Genomic DNA, 24,652 nt, shown 5'->3' on the forward strand with positions numbered 1-24,652 from the left:
CATTGAATGTAAAAATGATTTATAAAAATTTCTAAAAGAGTAATTTTGAAGCAAATGTTAGCATAAATTCTGCATTATTTGGAATTATAAAAACTATTACAATCTAATTGTTACTTTAGCTTATAATATCGAAATAAATAACTCGTTCAATAGAAAAATACGTCAATTCGCCTTTCTAATTCATTAAAATATCATGCAAAAATTCTTAATAACACTAGTGCTTTTTTTCATTTTATCGAGCTGTAAAAAAGCAAATAATGATGATAAACAAGAATTCAAACACACTAACGATTTGATTCATGAAACAAGTCCTTATCTTTTACAACATGCACACAATCCTGTAAATTGGAAAGCTTGGAATCCTGAAACTTTGAAAAGAGCCAAAGACGAAAATAAACTTATTATTATTTCTGTGGGATATTCTGCTTGCCATTGGTGCCATGTTATGGAGGAAGAAAGTTTCCAAAATGATTCTGTGGCAAAATTGATGAATGACCACTTTATAAGCATTAAAGTAGATAGAGAGGAGCGCCCAGATATTGATCAAATATATATGAATGCTGTACAGTTAATGACTGGAAGTGGAGGCTGGCCCTTAAATTGTATTGCCTTGCCCGATGGTAGGCCAATATTTGGTGGAACTTATTTCACAAAAGATAATTGGAAAAAGGTATTGGTTGAATTGTCCACTTTGTATAAAAACAATCCTGATAAAGCGAAGGAATATGCTGATAAATTGATTGCGGGAATAAAGGAATCAGAATTAATACATTTAAACACAGATGAAGCTGATTTTAGCAAAGCTAAAGAAAAAAAAGCTTTGAAAAATTGGCAAAAAGTAATGGATTTTGATAACGGTGGATTAGTTGCTGAAACTAAATTCCCGATGCCAGAATCTTTACATTATTTATTGAGATACAGTCAACAAAATGAGGAAAAACCGATTCAGAAATATGTCGACAAAACGCTATTAAATATGGCAAATGGCGGTATTTACGATGCCCTTGGTGGCGGATTTTGTAGATATGCTGTTGACCAAAAATGGCACATTCCGCACTTTGAGAAAATGCTATATGATAATGCACAAATGGTTAGCTTATATGCTGATGCGTATTTAGTTTCGAAAAACCCAGTTTATAAAAAAACGGTAATGGAGACCTTAGAATTTGTCGAAAGAGAATTATCTGGTCCTAAAGGTGAATTTTATTCTTCGATTGATGCAGATAGTAAAGATAACAAAGGTAAATTAGAGGAAGGAAACTATTATATATGGACCACAGCTGAGTTGCAGTCTCAACTAAAATCAGACTATAATTTATTTAAAAAATACTACAATGTCAATGAATTTGGATTGTGGGAGGCCAACAAATACGTCTTTATTAAAACACAATCAGACGAGATATTTGCTAAAAACAATTCTATTTCAGTAGTTGCATTACAGACGAAAGTTGCATCCTGGAAAAAGCAATTATTAAAAGTACGAACTTCAAGATCTCGCCCTCACAGGGATGACAAGACAATAACTTCTTGGAATGCCTTAATGTTAAAAGGATATGTAGACGCCTATCGCGTGATTCATAATCCAGCTTATTTGAAAATCGCTTTAAAAAATGCTAATTTCATCTTAACTAATCAGTTACAAAAAGATGGCAGCCTTAACCACAGCTATAAAAATGGTAAAAGTTCAATTACAGGTTTTGCAGAAGATTATGCTATGGTAGCAGAAGCGTACATTGCGCTTTATCAAGTAACCCTTGACGAAAAATGGCTGCAGACAGCAAAAAACTTGATGGATTACTCTCTTGCACATTTTCAGGACAAGAAAACTAAAATGTTTTATTTTACTTCAAATAGCGCTCAAAATCTTATTACCCGAAAAATGGAGATTGAAGATAATGTTATTGCTAGTTCGAATTCTACAATAGCCAAAAATTTATTCTTGTTAGGACATTATTTTTCGAATACCATTTATTCAAAAACAGCCAAACAGATGCTCAGTAATATCATTAATGACGCCATCGAATCACCTACCGCCTACTATAATTGGCTGGATTTGATGCTCAATTACACTGATAATTACTATGAAGTTGCCATATCTGGAAAAGAAGCGGTGAGCAAACTCAAAGAATTACACACTCATTATATCCCTAACATTTTAATTGCTGCATCAACTCGAGAGAGCCAACTCTCTTTACTTCAAGATCGTTATGATGCAGGTAAAACTTATATTTATGTTTGCGTTGAAGGTGCTTGTAAAATGCCTGAAACCAATATTAAAACAGTTGTTTCTAAGATGAAATAAAGTTGTAAGTACACATATATAATATCAGTTTAAACTTTTCTTCATTACAGCTTAAAATGGTAGCATCAAATTAAAGCTTTTAGTCTTTGTCTGTCTTTGTAAATGGAAAGCAATGAGCATAAAAAACGCCTAATGAATACTACTTCATTAGGCGTTTTACTTTAACCCTATTTTACAATTTAATATCTATTGGATTGATTCAGACGAGCTACTTTTTTACAACTAATTCATACGTAAACAAGCAACTCGGCAATTTGAATCATTCCTTTAAATTGTGATTTTACTTATTTTAATCCTTCAAGAAAACCTGTATGTGCTTTTTTCATGCTGTAATCGTCGTTGTACATTAAAGCCCAATCAATATGTCCCCAAAAATTAATTAGCCAAGACTCGCTGTCCCTCATACCCCAAACTGTAAGGGCATAGCGATTTGCTGATGGAATAGCGTTAAAAATTTTCACCACTTCTTTGTACTTATTTTGCTGTGCAATTGCTCTTTCAACCGTTAAGCTTGTCAAATCATTATCTGGGTTTGCACGAATATCTAATTCAGAAAAGTGCATCAATAGATTGCGAGAAACTGTACCATCTGCAACAGCTTGTATCTGTGAAGCAGCGGGGCCGTTGTAAGCAATGTGCATTTGTGCACCTAGACCATCAATAAGATTATCTTTTTTCAAATCATCAGCGATTTTAAATATTGCAGCTCTTTTACTTGAAGATGATGCAAAATTATAATCATTATAAAACAACTTACACGCAGGATCAGCTTCTCTAGCCCACTGATAACATTTTTTTATATAATCATTACCCATTTTTTGTTTAAAAATAGAATTTCGTAAAGGATTACCACTTCCATCATCTACCGCTTCATTTACTACATCCCAAGATTTCACTTTTCCTTTGTAACGTGTAACTACAGTAGTAATATAGTCTTTTATCATCGTTTCAAACTCGGCATTAGAACCTGAAAAATTAGTTACCCAATCAGGAACAGAATTGTGCCAAATCAAGGCATGACCATGAAGGTTCAAATTATTATCCACAGCATATTTCACAATTTTGTCAACCGCTGTAAAATCGTAAGTACCCTTACTTGGATACATTTTATCCATTTTCATTTCGTACTCAGATGTAATATTATCAAATTCTCTAAGAATAATATCCGATTTTTTACCCGTTAGATTATTCGAATTGACAATCATTCCCACATTAAAATTAGCGGCATCTTTCAAAGCAATATCGGGTTCAGCTACAGGAATAGTTTCAACAAATCCTTTGCGAATTAATTTATAATATCTCCATCCATTAGCTTTAGCTGGATCTGGATCTTTAGCAATATTTCTCAAAGTCATTTGATCTGCTGATAGCGATACAATTTGGTACTCAGAAACACCTTCATACATTGCAATAGAAGCTTTATTTGTAAAAACTAACCATGGATATGTTTTGCCATCATTACCTTTTCTATAATTAATCGACCATGAAGCACTTTCGGGTTCGCGGCTTTTGTAGCAACCATCTGCATATTGGGCATTGTTTGTACCCAATTCTTTATTTGCCCATGACCAAATCCACTGGTACGTATCATTGTTTTTATTGATGTAAGTGTGTGTCTCATCTTGCTTGAATGTATATTCATCATCGTAAACACAAGAAGTCCCATCTGCTTGTTTGAACGCATTTGCTTCAGCAGCAAACCAACTCATATCTGCAGGATCAGCGCTATCATAATTGGGCGCGGGCCCTACTCCATAGGCGCCACCTAATGTACTCCAAACCCAGGTTTTCCCTGTGGCTCCATTAGCACAAACATCGGCTAACAAAATAGCATTAGCGTCATCACATGAAAAAATGTTGGTGGTAGTAATGACAATATTTTGAGATATCTGATGAATTTTTCCAGCACTAACAGCTGTTAAAGTCACCTCGTAAGTGCCTGGATTATCAAAAGTGGCCTCTTCTATTCCGTCTAAGTCTGTGATGTGAACACCATCTTTAGAATATTGCCAGAACATAAAGGTGCCGCTCGTTGCTGTCGAAGTGTTATCGAGCAAAATAGTATTGGGATTATTAGCCGATGGTGTTGCAGTGAACGACAAATTCACATCAGAATCATTAACATCTTCGCTGCATGACCACAGCATACTTACTACACAGAGTAGTATTAAACTTGACTTAATTTTTTTCATAGTTTTTTGGTTGGTTTAGTGTCTCATTTCAAAAGTTATAGAAACTTCAGTACAAGACGTTAATAGTTTGGTTATAAGTATTATAAATCCAAAAATAGCCAGCCTAGCAACTTATAGGCTATCAAATTTGGTGCAACAATCTGTACAATTGAAGCATTATCTTGATCGTATTACGTATATCACATTTCTACGTTAGTAAAAACAAAAAAGCCAAGGATTACTGTTTCCTTGGCTTCTTAATTCAAACTTTTTTGTCTTCTAATTTATTTTTATACTCTGTAAAAAGGAGTTGTTTTTAGTAATCAGTAGGTAGTTTTTACCTTTCACTTTTATCCTTTCCATATTTTTAACATCGCCAGGAGTAAAAAAACCACTATCAACCGCTGCGATTGATTTGAACTTTCCTTTTCCATTTCCTTTTAAAAATAGGCCATGTCCAGCATCATTTCTAGGTGTTTCTACTTCAGAATTATACATATTTCCCGTTATTAAAACATCTAGTTTTCCATCCTTATCATAATCATCTACCATTATTTGGTTAATGCTTGATAACTGGGCTTCGATAGGCAATTCATGAATTATAAACTTTCCGTTTTTATTTTCTAAATAGATGCTTGCAAAAGATTTTACCTCATAATGTAGCGCTTCTTTCAAGGATTTTTCAGTGTAAACATCAACTAAGGTAGCTTCTGAAAAGCTTTCATAGTTTTTAAATTTCTTTTTGATTCCCGGAATTTGCTGTGATGAACAACCTCTACCTCTTACGGGATACTGTTTTCCGTCGCTATAATAACTCAAGACAATGTCTTTGTGCTTGTCATTATCAAAATCCTTTACAAAAATGTCAAATGTCTCACTTGGAGTGGCTTTATACTTGTAATTCAAACCATTGTTCCCAACAATATAATCCATATCACCATCATTATCAAAGTCACCTTGCTGTACACTCCACCACCATCCAGTGGTATCTATTGTCAACCCTAAGGCAGTTGAAGTTTCCTTAAATCCAGTTTTTGTATTTTCGAAAACACGAATGGGCATCCACTCTCCCACTATAATTATATCATCTAAACCATCATTATTATAATCTGAAATAACTGCACTTGTTGCCATTCCTAAATTTTTAAATTCAGCAGGACTATATTTCGAAACTTCAAATTTTGGTGCAGTGGTTGTGCTTATGTTATGCAACAAATAAGTTGTTGCTGGCGATGGATACTGTCCTGGGACTTGGCGTCCTAAAACTAATAAGTCCTTCTTACCATCTTTATCGTAATCAATAGCATAGACTTTTGATCCACTCGTAATCATAGTAGGAATAGCATTTTTTCCTACTTTTGTAAATTCTCCTTTTCCATTGTTTATGTACAATCTATCTTGTAATTTGGTATCATTTATTAAGAATTCGTAGCCTCCACTTACTACGTAAAGATCATTATCTCCATCATTATCAGCGTCAAAGATTATGGCACCCGTATCTTCACTCGCTCTATCATTGTCAAGTGCTTTAATAGCTTTAGGAGTAAAACCCGTTTTTGTTTGAAAAAAAACTTGTCCAGAAAAAGTTGCTGAACCTCCTATAAAATAATCCTCTAAACCGTCATTATTCAAATCTCCCACAGCTAATGCAGGTCCAAACGAAGACATTTTATGAGGTAGTAGTACTTGATCTTTAAAATCATCATACTCGTTTTCAGCGTGTTTATATACGGGAAAAAGATTCGTTTCATTCATAAATAAAGTTGGCTTGACCGGAACTTTTACAGTATTTGGTACCGCATCTTGTTCGTTCAATACAAGCACTTGATTGGCTTTTACATTCTTCAAAATTTGTACTTTCCCTGTCGACCAAACTACTTTCACTTCATCTATAATTTTTGTTTTGTTTACACCAAAATGAAGTTCTGGAGCTACAGATGATTGAAATCCACGACTTAAAGTAAGTTCTTGCATTTGCGTATAATCTTCCGTTTTAACATAGACGCGATTTCCTAAACCTTGACTGTTTTTAGTACTCCCTTTGAATTTTACGGTTAGATAGTTTTTTGTTTTCGAACTAGTATTTTCAAAAATAGTTGCATAGTCATCAATATTGTTTGTTATGATTTCTAAGTCACCATCATTATCTAAATCGGCGTAAGCCACACCGTTAGAGAAACCCTCATATTCTATTCCCCACTGTTTATTGAACTGTTCAAATTTTAAACCTCCCATATTTTTGTACATGAAGTTATCAATCTTCTCTGAAGGAATAGCGTTCACTTTTTTCAATAAATCTTTAGTTTCTAACTTTCCGTTTTCTAAACTATGAAAATAGTCGTTATTATTTACCTCACGGCGAGTACCATTTGTGATGTATAGATCTTTATATCCATCATTATCAAAATCTGCAAATAAAGGTCCCCAACTCCAGTCTGTTGATGAAGTTCCTGTTAATCGAGAAATATTCTCAAATTGCGGAATTCCATTTTCGACCATACCTGTATTTAACTGCATGCAATTGTGCATGTACTGCACATGAAAACCGGCGTCTACTACATCCCAAAACAGTTGCGGATTCATACTCGACATGTTTGCTTTTTTTCTTCGGTTGTCCTTAGCATCCATGTCAACTTGAAAAATATCAAGATTTCCATCGTTGTTAAAATCAGCTATATCAACGCCCATTCCATAAAATGAAGTGTGTCCTGTTGCCTCTTTAACTGTTTCTTTAAAGGTACCATCTTGGTTGTTGATGTACATGAAGTCTGGTGAATTAAAATCATTCGAAACATAAATGTCAGGCCATCCATCATTGTTAATGTCACCAACAGTCGCACTTAATGATAGTCCATAATTTTTAACACCAGCGGCAGCAGTGACATCTGTGAAGGTTGCTCCGTCATTGCGATATAAATGCCCCGACTCATTGTCTTTTACGTTCTTCATCATTTGCACATATGCAAAAGTTAAAGAGTTGAATCTAGTAGGAGGATAATTAGCCACAAATAAATCCAAATCACCATCTTTATCATAATCGAAAAAGGTTCCTTGCACACTACTTCCTATATCATCAATTCCATACTCTTTGGCCTTCTCAGTAAAGGTACCATCGCCATTATTCATATATAATTCGTTATTCTTTGGACCAAATTTACCTGCCACACTGCAGTAAATATCAATAAATCCATCACCGTTTACATCAGCCATAGTTACACCAGTGTACCAGCGCGAATCACCGCCAACACCAGCCTTAGCTGTAATATCTTCAAATTTTAAATCTCCTTTATTCAAATACAGCTTGTTAGAAACTTGATTTCCAGTAAAAAAAACATCGATCAGTCCATCGTTATTAATATCTCCTGTAGCGACGCCACCACCCATATAAATATAAGAATAGGTAAAGTAATTTAAAGAGTCCGTTTCGGTTAATGTATTATTAAATTGGATTCCTGAGTCATTATGGTCCAGCATCGAAAAAATCTTTTGTTCTTTGTCATTTTTGGAGCAACCCGCTAAACATAGCAGCGCAGCTATTGTGAGTATATATGTTTTCATTTGTTAAAAATTTTATAGTGAATATTACTTCAATCCTAAATGTATATTATAGAAATCCCATGCTTCATGAGCAACTTTTCTACCTAGTTTAAGCCCCTCGATATTATCACTTTGAATATGATAGCCTCCCAAAACTCTAGAATTTCCTGCCATATTAGCCGTTTCTGTAAACGTAGGAAATTGTAAAGTTACTTTTTCACCTATATGATCAGGTTCAGTCATTAATCCGGGAATCAGATCTACTGAACTACCAAAATAATCATTTCCAGTAAATAAGCGCAAGGCTTCGGCACAGCCTCCACTTATTGTGCTGTGTCCAGAAACGTATCCTTGAAAAGAAGGACACAAGAATGTATCAGGGCTATACGGTCTCCAGTTTTCGCCTTTCATCTCAACAATTCCCTTTCCTGGTCCGCCCCACGCTTTTATAATAATGTTTTTGTAATAATGGTGTACCAAAGCGTACGGCCTAGCGTAATCATAAAAAAGTTTAGAATCCCAACAAGCAATAAAACAATCCATTGCAGTAATTTCGCATAAAAAATACATTTTCACGTCCTCGTCTAAGGTGTGATTATCTCTCACAGACACTTCCTGAGCAAGCGTTAACCAATGTCCTGCTTGTTGCACTGACATAGGTCCATCTCTCATAAATTCAACCAATGCTTTTTGTTCATTAGTTAAGTTTTCTTGTAGTTTGATTACTTCTTCTACCTCTTTTTTTAATTTTTCTGAACCTACTAATGGTGGTGGAATAGGACGAAATTGACTTGCTGATTTTAAGCTAACGGGCTTGACTTTGCCCCAAAAAGGCGTTAAACACTCTGGCAAGTACTGCCCACCTTTACCATCTGAAAAATATTTAGGTTGCCAGTGATTGATATCTGTATTATCATCAGCAGAATTAATTGCCGTATATTTTATATAATCAAAATATGCTTTACCATTCGAACCTACTTCTTCCCCATCTTGATTTGATCCATCATTTTTTCTAGCTTCAAAAACTGTTGTTGCTGCTAAATTGCCTATTCCCTCAGGCGTATTGGGATCTAGAGAAAAATTATCAGGATCTAATCCTAGTTCGATCATGAAATCGTAAAATAATTTCTTATCCGAATAGAAATATTTGCTCAAAGCGCGGTAAGCGGCGTAACTTACTGCAATTTCTTTGTTATTTAATGTTCTATCTACCGGCGCTTGCCTTTCAACTTTATTCAAATGAACGGGAATCGCCTTGTTATCATACCTAGACCAAGCATCAAATATTGCGATAAACGATAATCCGAGATAACGAGAAGTGATTGTAGGTCTGGGTTTGAATTTTTCAGTATCGTTAGCAGTCGCTAGCAGTGCCATTTTTGCCCATTTATAGGCAATGTTTTCTTTAGCTGTAGGTTCGTTTTGTGCTACTCCTTGAGTATTTTGAGCTTTTGCAATGGAATAAAATGCGAAAACAAAAAGTATTAAAAATATATTGGTGTATTTTTTCATTTGCTAAAATTTTAAAGAATACGTAAAATCAGCCCCTTTTCTAGTTTAAAAAAAGAAATGTGATCTATTATACCGGAAATGTGACCTTGCATAACTTGTACTCTGGTTTTGTTTTGGAGTAATCCAAAAAAATAAACGGTTGGTTAGTTAAAAGAATAATATCATTAAAAGTGATAAACTATTTTCAAGTCACTTAAAAATAAGATACTTTAAGCGGGTATAGTTTAGTTCAGGATATTAATGAAAATTCTTTTTAGTGAGGAATGATTATATGTAATCAGGAGGAGGATGATTCAAAGTAAGATATCCAGAAAGTAACGCCGTTTTTTGCAAAATAGCAGGAATAGTAACTGACATTTTTAGATTATAATTCAAATTATAACTAAGCGCGTCGTTTTGAAGATAATCTTTAATAAAAGATTTTAATATTTTTTTTATTGGACTTTCGTTTGTTGGTGAATGTCCAAAAAGTTGCTGATCTACCCAACTCTTTATTTTGTTACTTATCCTATTTTGTTGTACTTTTTTAAGACAGTACAATTCTAAAACATTGTTTTGTATTCTATTTTTAAAAACATGGAAGGTAGTATTGTTAACTATTATATTCTCATTTACATATTCAAAACCTGAATCGACAATGAATGCGTAGGGATTTATCTTTATCTTGATAATTTCAAAATCAGATTTTTGAGTATTTTCCATAGCAGCAACCCATGTTTGCTCCTTATGGTCTGCAAACACCATATATACACCAAATACATTGTATAACAACGTACAGATTAAGAATAAGGATGCTAATTTTTTCATTTATTTTTAAATTCGAAAATAGAAAGCTGTTTGATAAAAAAACAGCGCAATTTCTTGCGCTGTTTTAAACACCTATTCTAGCTTAGATCAATACCACGAAATAAAAATGCTAGTAACCAGGATTTTGAGCTCCAATATTTGGATTTGTAGAATATACTTTATCCGGTATAGGCCATAATTCACTTTTCCCTTTGATAAAGTTTGTTCCTTTTAAAGCGGTATCAGAAATACCCCAACGTAAAATGTCATCAAAGCGTACTTGCTCACCAGCTAATTCAACTTTACGCTCGTGTACAATTGCTTGAAAAACGTCTGCTTTTACAGCAGTTGAAGGTACACCAGCTAATCCTGCTCTTGTTCTCACTTCATTAATATAGTTGATAGCTGTTGCACGAGAACCTACTTCATTTTCACATTCAGCTTTCATCAACAATACATCAGCCCATCTAATTATTTTAAAGTTGATCCCTGATTCTTGTTGCTCATCTGTTTGTTTGTAATAATTTTGATATTTTTTCCAAGCTGCTCTTCTTGTAGCACCACTAGCTTTGAAATTGTCAGCGGTCATCGTGTTGTTTCCGTTGTTGTACGTATCACCTACTACATAGAAACTACCTGCAAACCTTTTATCGCCAGCTTCATATTCATCTAATAAATCATTAGAAGGATAAGTATTAAACCAGTTTAAGTTTCCATAATCTTGACCTCTAAATGTAGCTTCGTTAAGTCCTTGACCCGATGTAGGAGAATCCCATTTGTTCCCTGTACCTAAATTACGGTCGTATTCTACTTCTAATAGAGATTCTACTCCGTGTTCATTTTCCTCAGTAAAATTGTTGTAGAAATTTGACTCTAGAGAATATCCTGAAATCTTGTTGAAAGCAGTTAAAGCCTCAGTATACTTCTTTTGATATAAATATGCTTTACCTAAAAATGCTAATGCAGCACCTTTTGTAGCTCTTCCTTTTTGCTCTTTACTTTTGTCTAATAAATTCTCAGACGCGAACTGCAAATCTTTAATGATTAGGTCATATACTTCTTCTTTTGTACCTCTTGCTTTTCCAGTAGGTCCATCAGGTAAAGTTTCCCAAACAGGTACGCCACCAAAACGGTTAGCTAATAAAAAATAGTAGTAAGCTCTTAAGAAACGTGCTTCTGCAATAAATTTATTTTTAGTCACCAATGGTAAATCACTATCTGATATGGCATAGATTTTTTCGCTATTTGCAATTACAAAATTAGCTTTAGTAATCCCTAAGAAACAAGAAGTGTAGAAATCTAAAATTTGCACATTACTAGAGTCAAATGAAAAATCTCTATAGGTCTTTTTCTCTAGTTCTTCTTGAGGATTTCCTGCTGCCTCTTGCGACATATTATCCATCATATAAAACAATAGTCTACCGTAAAGGGAAAACGTTTGTAAGTTGGCGTATGCAGCATTCACTGATGATTGCACCTGAGCCTCTGTTTTAAAGAAGGTTTCAGGTAACAATTCATTTGGATTTGTTAATTCTAGGTCGTTAGTATTACAAGAATTACTTGTAATAATAAGTGCTAGAACTACTATTGTATATTTTATCTTTTTCATCTTTATTTTTTTAAAATGTAACTTCTAATCCTACTATTATTGTTGTAGGCTGTGGATATCTACCTTGATCGACACCAGTATTAAAGTTTGTACCTCCAATTTCTGGATCTAAACCTGAGTAATTAGTTAATGTTAAAAGGTTTTGACCGCTTGCATATAATCTACATTTAGAAAAATATTTAGCAAAACTCTCATTTTCAAATGTGTATCCTATAGTCACATTTTTAAGTCTTAAATAAGAACCGTCTTCAACAAAACGATCATTTACTCCTGTATTTTGAATTGCTCCTATCGCTCTTGGGATTGTAGCATTTGGATTAGTAACCACACCATTCACAACAATAGCTCTATCTAAAACAGCTGTACTACTATTAAATAAGCGAGTCATTCCTTCTAAATCATATTTCACAGTGTTGAATATTTCGTTTCCTTGAACTCCTGTCAGGAATAAATTAAAATCAAACTTTTTATAACCTGCAGTAAGATTTAAGCCGTAAGTGAAGTCAGGTGATTGATTACCAATATTCGTTCTATCTTCAGAAGTGATATCTCCATCTCCATTTAAATCTTTGAATCGAATGTCTCCCGGCTGTACAATTTTTTGTCCAGGATTTTTAGTGAATACAGCATCAACTTCTGCTTGATTTTGATAAATACCATCTGTTACCAAACCGTACATGTAGAACAATGGATCTCCAACTGTAATTCTAGAAATACTAGCACCACCTTGCTTGAACGCATCTCCAGCGATTACTTCATTTACTCCTGGCGCTAATTGTAGCACTTCGTTACTACTTGTTCCAATGTTAAAGTTTGCTGAAAATGAGAAATCATCTTTTCTATGCGTGTAACCTACATTGAACTCAGCTCCTTTTGTTCTAATAGATGCAATGTTAGCAAATTGATTTCCTCCAGGTGAACCTAAAGAAGGATCTAATGGCACTGCAAAAATGATATCAGAACTTTTATTGTTGAAATATTCTAAACTTCCTGTAACTTTATTATCAAGTATTCCAAAATCCAAACCTATGTTCTGCCCTTTTTTAGACTCCCATTTTAAATTAGCATTAGGCAAAGAACCTAATGTTGTACCTGTTCCTGCTGCACCGTCAATAGGATATACGTAGTTAGAATTCAATGTACCACTGTACTGATAGTCGCTGAATTTATCATTTCCTGTAGTACCAATAGATCCCCTAATTTTTAATGTATTGAAACCAGCATCTTCCATGAAATTTTCTTTGGCAATGTTCCAACCAAGTGCTACAGAGTAAAAGTTACCCCATCTGTAATTAGCACCAAATCGAGAAGAACCATCTCTCCTACCAGAAACTTCTAAGATGTACTTTCCATCATAGTCATAATTAATTCTCGAAATGTATCCTATTTTATTAGTCTTAGAGTTACCTGTTCCCAAACCTGTAACATTTGAAGAATTCAACTGATCTATTTCATCAGTAATTAAATTTCTACTTCCAGCTCCAATACTTTCATTTTTTGATCTAAAGTTCTCTAAAATAAACAGAGCTCCTAGATTATGTTTGTCAGCAAATGATGTTTTATAATCTAAACTATTATTCAAGATAATTGTTTGTCCTTGAGACAAGTTACGTCCTGACGAAGAGAATGGTTGCCCATTAGTAGTAATATCAGCGATATTATCTTCTCTAAAAGATGGGATAAATGATCTATTATTCGAAGAATAATAATCTAAGGCAACCTGTGATCTGTATTTCAATCCCTTTGTTAATTCAAGTTCTGCGTAGATATTCCCTATAATACTTAATGTCTTATTGTAATCATACCCTAAGTTTTGAACTCTAACTGGGTTCTCAGCATCTTGACCATCAACAGAAGTTGTTGGACCTTGATAACCTCCCAAATTTTCTGAATTATAAACAGGTAAATATGGAGCTGCTTTTATAGCGTGCTCTAATAATGTACGTCCTCCTGAAGTACGCTCTGGATTTAATTTTCCAAAAGAAATACCAATGTTACTTCCTATGTTTAATTTTCCAACTGTTTGAGAATTATTAGCTCTAAATGAGTATCTCTCAAAACCAGTTCCTATAACTGCACCTTCTTGATTCAAATATTCTGCCGAATATCTGCTAGAAGAATTTTCTGTACCGTTTGAGAAGCTTAAATTATAATCTCTCACAAAACCTGATTGAAAAATTTCGTTTTGGTAATCCACATTGTTTGCCAATATCTCAGCAGGTCTGTTAATTGATACTCCTAGATCGCTTGCAAATTTTAAGTATTGCGGTGTATCTAGTAAGTCATATCTTTTATTGATTTGTTGAAAGCCTGCATAGGTATTGAAACTTAATTGACCAGGACCCATTTTACCTTTTTTAGTTGTTACCACAATAACTCCATTAAATCCCTGTGATCCATACAATGCAGCAGTCGATGCATCTTTTAGAACAGACATTGATTCAATATCGTTAGGGCTTAAACCAGATAAATTACCAGTAATTACACCATCAATTACATATAAAGGTGCATTATTATTTAATGTTCCTAAACCTCTAATTAAAACGGTAGGTGAGCTTCCTGGAGAACCGCCACTCGTTACGGTAACTCCCGCCGCTCTACCTTGTAATGCAGATTCTGCGTTAGTAACAGGAATAGCTGCAATATCTTTTGAGCTAACTGTTGAAACAGCACCGGTTACTAAATTTCTTTTTTGAGAACCGTAAGCAACAACCACCACTTCATTTAAATTTTCACTTGATTCTGAAAGGGTCACATTGATTACCGTTTTATTTCCTACAGTAATTAATTTATTCTCTGTACCTATAAATGAAAAAATAAGTTGATCAGTGGGGTTTATATTAGCTATTACATATTTCCCATCAAAATCAGTGGAAGCACTATTTTTTGACCCTTGAACATTTATACTTGCTCCAGGCAAAGGTATTCCAGTTTGATCGGTAACAACTCCCTGGATAGTCTTAGTTTGTGACAGCATCGTCTGCGTGCAAATTAGCGCAAACAAGAATACTGCAGATTTTAACTTAATCATCATATTGTTTTGGTTTTAGTTTATTTGTTGGTTTCATTAATCGAAAGCATAATTACAATCGAGAAAATCTTTAATCAGAATTTATTAACCATTTTCTATTCGTACTGTATTGCATTATTATGATAAAAAAGGTTATTTAATTCTAGTTTTTTAAATAGTATTACAATTTTTTCTGCATAGCATAATTTTTAAGAGGTTACTAAAATTGAAATTGTTTTGATTATTAATTTATACCTTCAAAATTAGATTGAAACACAAAGAATTAGCTAGTACATATGATGCATAATCTATTTCATTTGATGCATTATCATCATTAAAACCCTTTAAAATAAGGTCCTAAGGTAATTCATCACAATTTAAAGCTATTGTGTATTCAATAAAAAAAAATACTATTAATTATGGTATAACAGTAAAACAACTATTTAATTTACAAGATGTGCAATTATTAATAATACAGTTTTTTTTGAATTAAAGTGCTGAAAGTATCAGTAGCTTTAAAAAAGTATGCTTTTACAACTACATTTTAAAACATATAATTTTGCTAAAACAAAGCTTTATATTTTCATAAAAAAAGAGCCCCAATTGGAGCTCTTTCTATACATAAAACTGTTTTTTATTTAACTTTCATCTTTATTTAGCTGCGTTGGCAAGTGACCAAATTTTGCTTTATAACATTTAGTAAAGTAGGAAGGCGACGCAAATCCCACCTTATAACTTATTTCATTTATATTATTGTCTCCTAACTGAATCAATTCTTTTGCTTTTTCTAGTCGAACATTTCGAATAAATTCATTTACAGAAACTCCTGTCAAAGTTTTAATTTTACGATAAAGTTGACTACGACTTAAAAATACCTTCGAAGCTAAAATTTCCACGCTCAAATCACTTTCGTTAATATTCTCGTGTATAAAATTCAGTGTTTTTTGAATAAATTCATTGTCTAGCGTGGTCGTTTTTTCTTTTGCATTTTTTGTGATGCCTTTGTAAAACTTATCAAACATAATTTGTCTACTGTTGATCAACTGTCCCAAACTGGATTTAAGAATATCCATATCAAATGGCTTACTCATATACATATCAGCACCTGAGTCAATTCCTTCTAATTTATCCTGAACCAATGCCTTTGCAGAAAGCATTAACAACGGAATATGACTTGTCTTTAAATCAGCTTTTATCTTCTTACATAATTCTAATCCATTCATTATAGGCATGATGACATCGGTTAAAATTAAGTCAGGTAGTTTTTGCTGGGCTAATTCATATCCTTTCGAACCATTTTCAGCTACTATAATTTTATAACTTTTTTTAAGCTCATCCTTTAAGTAATTTCTTAACTCTGCATTATCCTCAACAATAAGTATGGTATGAACAATATCATTTTTAGGCTCCTCAGCTATTACTGGAGATTGAGTTGCTGTGATTTTTCTAATAGATTCTCCTACCGTAACTTGATGTTCCTCGTCTAAAATTTCAGCTTCACTAAAAAATTCATGTCCCAATGGAAAGATAACTGTAAATGTCGTACCGACACCCAAAGTGCTGTCGACTTCAATTTTTCCTTTGTGCAATTCGACAAAACCACGCACTACCTCTAGCCCAATCCCGGTGCTACCGTAATAAGTTTTATTCAAATTATTTACTTGATAAAAACGATCAAATATTCGCTTAATGTCTTTCTTGCTTAAACCTGAACCAGTGTCTTCGATAATGATTTCGAAAGTTTCTATTTTATTATTTTCATTTGCCAGAGGCAGAAAAATCATTTTCTGTGTCGCATTGATTTTTACCTTAATTTTTCCATGATCTGCAGTTACTTTGAATGCATTCGAAATAATATTAAAAATTATTTTCTCTAGCATTTTGGGGTCTAACCAATCTTGCAGCGATTCGACAGTAGATTCAAACTGTAAATCGATGGAGCGACTGATGGCTTCTTCTTCAAAATAACTGACAATATTTTTAGTGAAATTAACCACTTCTAATGGCTGAACATGTAGGGCCATCTTATTGAATTGTAGTTTATTAAAATCCATTAACTCATTGATTAATCGTGATAATCGATCTGAACTTTTATGAATAACATGTAATTTATTAAGTACTTCAGCTGGTAAATCAAATTTTCCGCTTTTTATAATATCTTCAAGTGGATTGATTATTAGTGTAAGTGGCGTTCTAAATTCGTGAGAAATATTGGTAAAGAACTGTAATTTTTTAGCATTCAATTTTTCTATTTGTGTGGCTTTATCTCTTTCAAATTGGATTGCTTGCTTTTCATGAAAACGTCTTTGTAAAAATTTCTTTAGATAAATCGAAACTAATACTATTGCTAGAGCATACAAGAAGTAAGCTAGATTAGTACGCCAGAATGGAGGTAATATTTCGATATGTAATTGTAGCGGTTTAGCACTCCACACACCACCTCTTTTAGCAGCTTTTACATTCAAAACATATTTTCCAGCAGCTAAATTTGTGTACGTTGCTGCTCTTTTCCCTCCCACGTAGTTCCATTCCTTTTCGAAACCTTCTAAGTAGTATGCGTATTCGTTTTTTCCAGGATGTGCATAATTTAACCCTACATATTCCACCGTAAAAACGGATTGATCATAAGTCAAAATTAGGCTGCCCGTCTCAGAAATTACCTTAGTCAAAGGAGAATCAACATCACCAGGACTTACGGATTTATTGAATAATTTGAAATCACTAAAGTATAAAAGAGGCTGCTTCTTACTTTTTAAAATTTTACTGGGATTGAAAAAATTTATTCCCTCATAACTCCCAAAATACAAGTCACCATTCGAATCTCTTAACACTGAATTATAATTGAAGTCATTATCTAGTAGTCCGTCATCCTTAGTAAAATTTATAGCTTCTTTTTTCTTTAAATCTAGCTTTGTTATTCCTGCTTTTCCACTAACCCAAATTGCTCCAGTGTTATCCTCAACTATTGCAGCAATCGATTTTTCTAATAAACCTTTGAAGTCATAATAGTGATCGAATTTACCTGAAGTAGGATTATAACTAAATAATCCAGCGCCGTCTGTACCTATCCAAATTGTTTTATTTCTAGACTCATACAAAGACAATACAGATTGGTTTTTCTGCATTTTTTTATCTTTCATCATCTGATTTTTCAATGCTATGATCGAAAAGTTGAAATTTTTATCATGTGTGATTAGAAAGAGTCCTAAAGTCGAACCAACCCAAACCCTATCTTTCGAATCAACCATGACTTTTCTAACATCTCCATTTACTAATTCATTAGAAGCAAACGATGTAGATCCACAATGATAAAACTTGTTTTCTGAAGGTACATAGTAGTGAAGCCCGCGTAAATAGGTACCAATCCAAATAATTCCTTTAGAGTCCTCAGAAAAACTCATCATCCTGTTTGATGTAATTCCTACAGTATTATTTGTATTGTAGTTTACAAAATTATTAGAACCTTTTTTTAAAAAATAGATACCACCATTCCAACTACCCAACCATACATTCTCTTTACTGTCAATAAAAACTGTCTGGATATCATCACTTTTTAAACCCGTTAAAAAAGAGGCGTTTTTACTATTTATGTGTTTGCTTAAACTGGTCGAAGGATCATATAAGTCAACACCTCCACCTTCTAAACTAATCCAGAATTTACCTTCCTTATTTTTTACGATGCTCGTAACTGACTTTGCTTGTAACGAACTCTCATTATTATATTTGCTAGGTTCAATAGCGTTGAATTTACTGTACAACTTATCAAATACATCTACACCTTGATTATAGTATCCCAACCAAATGCGTTTTTCTTTATCAGCAAATAAACTCCATACAGAATTTGATTTTAAACTATTATTGTCATTTTTATTATTAATATATTGCTTTAAAATTTTTCCTTCGTTATCAACTAGTAGTATTCCATCATTTTCTGTGGCACAAAAAATTGTGTTGCTTGCTGTTTGCAATAGCGCCATTACTCTTTTTTTAGTAATGGGAAAAGATTGTGAAGAGAAACCTGCTTTTTCACGGGTTACTTTTATTAAACCATTGTAAAATGTTCCTAACCAAATATTTTGCTTACTGTCAATTAAAATAGATTCAATGTTTTGATCTACCAGTGACTTCCCTGTATTATCCTTGACCGTTTTTATATAATTGCCATTTGCTTGCAATGATTTTAAACCAAAACTAGTTCCCAAATAGATAGTCCCGTCTTTAGCTTTTTTAAAACAATTAACCTGATAATTCGTATACGTACTAACATCAGATTTAATGAAGGATACAATTTTTGTTTTTAAATTAACCTTAAAAATCCCTTTACCATAAGTACCTATAATCAAATTATTATAATTGTCTTGAATGATGCTCTTTACTGCTATGTCAATTTTATCTTTCTTAGAATTGGTGCTCAGTAATTCTAATTTTTCAAATTTGTTAAGTTCCCTATTATAAAAACAAATTCCTTGATCAGTTCCCACCCACAAAGTATTGTACTTATCAATAAAAGTACTGTACACCATATTACTTATCAAGGATTCTTCTTGTTGCCAATTACTCTCAAATATTGTGTAGCTTAAACCATTGTATTTATATAAACCGGCACCATAAGTTCCTATCCACATGTAGCCATATTGATCTTGGGTGATGCAAGACACAGCTCTTTTAGAAATTCCTTCATTTATGTTTATAAATTGATATCCTTCATATAATTTTTGAGAATGTACTACATTACAAAAAATACTCATCATGATAAACATAATAAGTATTTTAAAAACTAGGAACCCTTTAATCATTTTCAAAATAGATGGTGGTTTAAACATTTTAAAGTTATTCTTGAACTTGTCCAAACGATTTTGGCAATGCGCTTGAAATGGTAAATATCAAATAACTGAAATTAAAAAGCAACATTAGCGCAATCTTATTTTAAGTTAATTTTAACATTTTAGGAATTATTTTACTGAATCTTTAAAATCAGATAGTAATAAAAGTGGTATCTCCTAAATTGGGTAAAATAGATTACATAAAATAGTTTGAATAAAACTGTAACAAATTTGCAAACCGAAATTTTACTCGCTAATCCTTATTTATACTATTGTTAAAAATTCAAATTTTATTTCGTTATGATATGTTTCATTTGCTTGCAAAATTGAATTTGGAAAATGACTATTATTAGGCGCATCGGGAAAATTTTGAGGCTCAAAGCAAATAGCTGGAAAACTTCCTTCTCCCAATTTGTTTTTGAATTTTAGCTCTGGAAATTGCTTAGGAGTATAAATTACCATCGCTGGTTGCGAGTGATAAACATTCATTTTAATTCCAGATTGCGATGAATATAAAGCGGCCTTTAAATTCCCCTCGCCCATCACAAATGTATCGTCAAATCCTTCAAATTCAGGTTTACTAACTTTTGAAGAGCTACTGTAATCGAAAGCGGTGTTAGCTGATTCTAAAATTTGACCAGTCGGAATTAATTGGGAATCAACTTCTAAATGTTGTGCACTATTAATCCACAATTCTTGATCTAAAACAGAAGCCGAACCGTTAAGATTAATATATGGGTGAATAGTTAAGTTAACTGGTGTAGATTGATCTGTAGTAGCCGAATAATTAACTATTAAACAATTGTTTTCGGTGATTTCAAACAAAGCTTCTACTTTTAATTCTCCAGGATATCCATTTTCTAAGTGCGGACTCACATGCGTTAAAACAACTTTAGAATCAGTCTGCGATTTTAGGCTCCAATATTTTTTATCAAATCCTTCCCCTCCATGCAAGTGCACTCCATCATTATGTTCTAAAGGATATACTTTGCCATCAATTTTAAATTTTCCCTTTGATATTCGCCCTGCATAACGACCTATTGAACTTCCTAAAAACAGAGTAACATCAGTATAAGGTGGTTGGATATAATCCTGAGCTTCTTCAAGTCCTACAATTACATTTGTAAAGCTTCCTGATTTATTGGGAACTTTTAAACTGATAACTGTTGCGCCAAAATTTGAAACTTGAAGTTCCATTCCGTTGCTGTTTTTTAAAGTGTATACCGTCAGTTTGCTCATATAGTGCTTTTTCGTGGTGAGTTTTATTATTCGAAATATTATTTTCAGTCTTAAAAATATGCGTGAATTAGGGAGAAGCTAAATAGTGTCAACAGGATAAACAATACCTGCTTCTTTTCTTACTTTATCCACAATAGTTATAAGGTCTAAACTATTTTGGTGTGACCACATTTCGCTTTCTATTTTATTTGCGGCGATACATTTATGACATTCTTCAATTTCATAAGTAAATCCTTTTCCTTTTGTAGGTAAATCATACTTGGTTTCTATGTCATCTTGAAACAACGAATAACTTTGGGATTCATGCCAATTGGGATCAATGACAATGCGTCCTTTTTCTCCGCTTATCGTAGCATGCATATTGGTTCTAGCAATAAAACTACTATGTAAAACCGCTTGAGCGCTTGGATAATTTAAAAGCATGGTGGTTTGTTTATCTGCTCCACCTTCGTAAAATAATGAAGAAGCCTGTACATTCTCGGGTTTCCCCAAAATCATATAGGATAAAAATAAAGGATATACGCCCATATCTAGTAATGATCCGCCGCCAAGATTCACATCTTCAAGACGGCTTTGACCATTATTTACTATAAAGCCAAAATCGGCATTTATGTATTGTATTTTCCCTAATACGCCCGCCCTTACTTTTGATAAGATAGCGGTAAAAGAAGGATTAAATCGTGTCCAAAAAGCTTCCATAAAAAAACGATTGTTTTCTCTAGAAGCGGCAATCATTTGCGAAGCTTGTGCATAATTAATCGCTATTGGTTTTTCGCAAAGCACATGCTTTTTGGCATTCAATGCTTGTACACTCAAACTAGCATGGGAATTATGTGGCGTCGCGATATAAATAATATCAACTTGATCATCATTAATGAGTGAATCGTAATCTCCGTAACTTTTAGTAGCACTAAATGTAGCACCAAATTCATTCGCTTTTTCTAGCGATCGAGAAGCTACAGCATATAATTGAGCCTCTGGAATCAAAGCCAAATCACGTGCAAATTGCTCCGCAATATTCCCTAATCCTATAATCCCCCATTTGATTTTATTTTCACTCATGTTGATTTTTTAAATGTTGATTTGTAACCCTCTTATTTTCGGCTAATCACTTTTTGAACAGCTTTGATAATGGCTGCACTATTCAAACCGTATTTCTCCATTAATTGTGCTGGAGTTCCGCTTTCGCCAAAGGTATCTTTAGTAGCAATATACTCCTGCGGTGTAGGTGTATTCAATGATAATAATCCCGCAATACTTTCACCTAAACCACCTAGATAATTGTGCTCTTCACAAGTCACAACGCAACCCGTTTTGGCAACCGATTTTAAAATAGCTTCATCGTCTAATGGTTTAATCGTGTGAATGTTGATAATTTCGGCATTGATACCTAATTTTTCCAACTCCTCACCCGCAAGGATTGCTTCCCAAACCAAATGTCCTGTAGCTACAATAGTAACATCGGTACCTTCATTGATCATTACTGCTTTACCGATTTCAAATTTTTGATCGGCTGGGGTAAATACTGGAAGTACAGGGCGTCCAAAACGCAAATAAACCGGTCCTTCATAATCAGCAATTGCAATGGTAGCCGCCTTTGTTTGATTATAATCACAGGTATTGATTACTGTCATTCCTGGCAACATTTTCATTAAACCAATGTCTTCTAATATTTGGTGTGTTGCGCCATCTTCACCCAATGTTAACCCGGCATGCGAAGCACATATTTTCACATTTTTATCAGAGTAAGCAATGGATTGACGAATTTGGTCGTACACCCTTCCTGTAGAAAAGTTAGCAAAAGTTCCTGTAAACGGAATCTTTCCTCCAATAGTCATTCCGGCAGCGATACACATCATGTTTGCTTCGGCAATTCCTACTTGAACAAAACGTTCTGGGTTTTCTTCGATAAATTTCTCCATTTTAAGCGAACCAATAAGATCCGCGCAAAGTGCCACAACATTAGGATTCGTTCTTCCTAATTCGGCAAGACCTGCTCCAAAACCAGAACGAGTATCTTTTGATTCGGTATATGTATATTTTTTCATTATTGTAAATTCAAAGATTTAAAAATTGAATAATAGAATGGTTTTCAGTTCCAATCTGAAAACTGATTACTACAAACTGATCACTGTAAACTTTCTAATAATCCCCTAAAGTTTCTGGATTTTGGCCCAAAGCATTAGCCAATTGGTCATTGTTTGGAGCCTTACCATGCCAAGCGTGCGTGTACATCATGAAGTCTACTCCATGCCCCATAATAGTATGTAGCAATACACAAACTGGTTTCCCTTTTCCTGTTCTTTCTTTAGCCTCTTTTAACCCTGCAATAACAGCTTCCAGATTATTTCCTTCTTTGATTTCGATAACATCCCAATCAAAAGCTTCAAACTTAGCCTTAAGGCTACCCATATTTAAAACAGTGTCAGTCGATCCGTCAATTTGTTGCCCGTTGAAGTCAATGGTAGCAATATAGTTATCAATTTTTTTAGCAGAGGCAAACATGATTGCTTCCCAGTTTTGACCTTCTTGCAACTCACCATCACCATGTAAACTGTATACTAAATTAGTATCCTTGTTCAGCTTTTTAGTCAAAGCAGTACCAATAGCAACAGACATTCCTTGACCTAAAGAGCCAGATGCAATTCTAATTCCTTCTAAACCTTCGTGCGTAGTTGGATGTCCTTGCAGTCTTGAGTTCAACAACCTAAAAGTGTTTAATTCTTCTACCGGGAAATAGCCTTTTCTGGCTAAAACACTATAAAAAACAGGTGATATATGACCATTCGATAAAAAGAAAACATCTTCGTTCAAACCATTCATATCAAAACCTTCTTTCAGTTCCATTATTTCATTGTACAAAGCTACCATGAACTCTGTACACCCCAAAGACCCTCCAGGATGACCTGAATTTACTTTGTGTACCATTTTTAAAATATCTCTCCTAGTTTGAGATACATTATCTTGCAATTTTGAAATTTCCATAATTAGTTTCCTTTTTGGTAATCGGCTAAAAATTGTGCTAATCCGCTATCTGTTAATGGATGCTTTAACAATCCTGTAATTGAAGACAAAGGACCTGTCATCACATCTGAACCAACTTTGGCACAATTGATCACATGCATGGTGTTACGAACAGAAGCAGAAAGAATTTGCGTTCCAAAATCGTAATTGTCATACACTTGTCTGATTTCGGCAATTAAACCCATACCATCTGTACAAATATCATCTAGTCTTCCTAAGAATGGTGAAACATAAGTAGCACCTGCTTTGGCCGCTAGTAAGGCTTGACCCACTGAAAACACAAGAGTTACATTCGTTCTAATTCCTTTATCAGAAAAATATTTACACGCTTTTACACCTGCTGCAATCATTGGTAATTTTACCACGATTTGGGGGTGTAAAGCAGCCAATTCTTCACCTTGTTTTACCATTCCGTCGTAATCTGTAGCGATAACTTCAGCAGAAACGTCTCCATCAACAATTTCGCAAATTTTTACATAATGCTTCAAGATATTTTCTGCACCAGTAATGCCTTCTTTTGCCATTAATGATGGATTCGTTGTTACTCCGTCTAAAACCCCTAAGGCTTGTGCTTCGGCAATCTCACTTAAATTTGCTGTGTCTATAAAAAATTTCATTTGTAGTTTATTTTAGTTTGTT

Annotated in this window: 13 protein-coding genes; 1 reads left to right on the forward strand and 12 read right to left on the reverse strand. The window is 33.8% G+C overall.

Annotated features, from left to right (window positions below; genetic code table 11):
* The first annotated feature begins 193 nt into the window (after positions 1–193).
* Positions 194–2,302: a thioredoxin domain-containing protein gene (locus H603_RS0104600; RefSeq protein WP_035675419.1), complete on the forward strand. Its 2,109-nt coding sequence runs from the start codon at positions 194–196 to the stop codon at positions 2,300–2,302.
* A 284-nt stretch (positions 2,303–2,586) separates the two neighbouring features.
* Here H603_RS0104600 and H603_RS17085 read toward each other — a convergent pair whose 3' ends face one another.
* The 12 genes from H603_RS17085 to fsa form a co-directional block, all read right to left on the reverse strand.
* Positions 2,587–4,494, reverse strand: coding sequence for an endo-1,4-beta-xylanase (locus H603_RS17085; protein WP_051219174.1), 1,908 nt, complete (start codon positions 4,492–4,494; stop codon positions 2,587–2,589).
* Between the two features lie 258 nt (positions 4,495–4,752).
* The gene (locus H603_RS0104610; RefSeq protein ID WP_026707473.1) at positions 4,753–8,031 is read right to left on the reverse strand and encodes a VCBS repeat-containing protein; all 3,279 of its coding nucleotides are present in this window, start codon (positions 8,029–8,031) and stop codon (positions 4,753–4,755) included.
* Between the two features lie 24 nt (positions 8,032–8,055).
* Entirely contained in the window at positions 8,056–9,522 is a 1,467-nt protein-coding gene (locus tag H603_RS0104615; RefSeq protein WP_026707474.1) for a vanadium-dependent haloperoxidase, read from the reverse strand.
* A gap of 267 nt (positions 9,523–9,789) precedes the next feature.
* A complete protein-coding gene (locus tag H603_RS0104620; protein ID WP_026707475.1) occupies positions 9,790–10,329 on the reverse strand; it encodes a hypothetical protein in 540 nt (179 codons plus the stop codon).
* A gap of 109 nt (positions 10,330–10,438) precedes the next feature.
* Positions 10,439–11,917: a RagB/SusD family nutrient uptake outer membrane protein gene (locus H603_RS0104625; RefSeq protein WP_026707476.1), complete on the reverse strand. Its 1,479-nt coding sequence runs from the start codon at positions 11,915–11,917 to the stop codon at positions 10,439–10,441.
* A 10-nt stretch (positions 11,918–11,927) separates the two neighbouring features.
* The gene (locus H603_RS0104630) at positions 11,928–14,951 is read right to left on the reverse strand and encodes a SusC/RagA family TonB-linked outer membrane protein (RefSeq protein ID WP_026707477.1); all 3,024 of its coding nucleotides are present in this window, start codon (positions 14,949–14,951) and stop codon (positions 11,928–11,930) included.
* A gap of 614 nt (positions 14,952–15,565) precedes the next feature.
* A complete protein-coding gene (locus H603_RS0104635; RefSeq protein ID WP_084157716.1) occupies positions 15,566–19,750 on the reverse strand; it encodes a hybrid sensor histidine kinase/response regulator transcription factor in 4,185 nt (1,394 codons plus the stop codon).
* A 264-nt stretch (positions 19,751–20,014) separates the two neighbouring features.
* Positions 20,015–20,989 carry an aldose epimerase family protein gene (locus H603_RS0104640; protein WP_026707479.1) on the reverse strand — a complete coding sequence of 325 codons (975 nt, stop codon included), beginning with the start codon at positions 20,987–20,989 and terminating at the stop codon, positions 20,015–20,017.
* A 78-nt stretch (positions 20,990–21,067) separates the two neighbouring features.
* The gene (locus H603_RS0104645) at positions 21,068–22,051 is read right to left on the reverse strand and encodes a Gfo/Idh/MocA family protein (protein WP_026707480.1); all 984 of its coding nucleotides are present in this window, start codon (positions 22,049–22,051) and stop codon (positions 21,068–21,070) included.
* A 32-nt stretch (positions 22,052–22,083) separates the two neighbouring features.
* Positions 22,084–23,037, reverse strand: coding sequence for a transketolase family protein (locus H603_RS0104650; RefSeq protein WP_026707481.1), 954 nt, complete (start codon positions 23,035–23,037; stop codon positions 22,084–22,086).
* A gap of 94 nt (positions 23,038–23,131) precedes the next feature.
* Positions 23,132–23,974, reverse strand: a complete 843-nt coding sequence (locus tag H603_RS0104655) for a transketolase (RefSeq protein ID WP_035675422.1) — start codon at positions 23,972–23,974, stop codon at positions 23,132–23,134.
* A 2-nt stretch (positions 23,975–23,976) separates the two neighbouring features.
* A complete protein-coding gene (gene fsa / locus H603_RS0104660) occupies positions 23,977–24,630 on the reverse strand; it encodes a fructose-6-phosphate aldolase (RefSeq protein ID WP_026707483.1) in 654 nt (217 codons plus the stop codon).
* Positions 24,631–24,652: the final 22 nt, after the last annotated feature.

Source organism: Flavobacterium frigidarium DSM 17623 (assembly GCF_000425505.1).
Taxonomy (GTDB): domain Bacteria; phylum Bacteroidota; class Bacteroidia; order Flavobacteriales; family Flavobacteriaceae; genus Flavobacterium; species Flavobacterium frigidarium.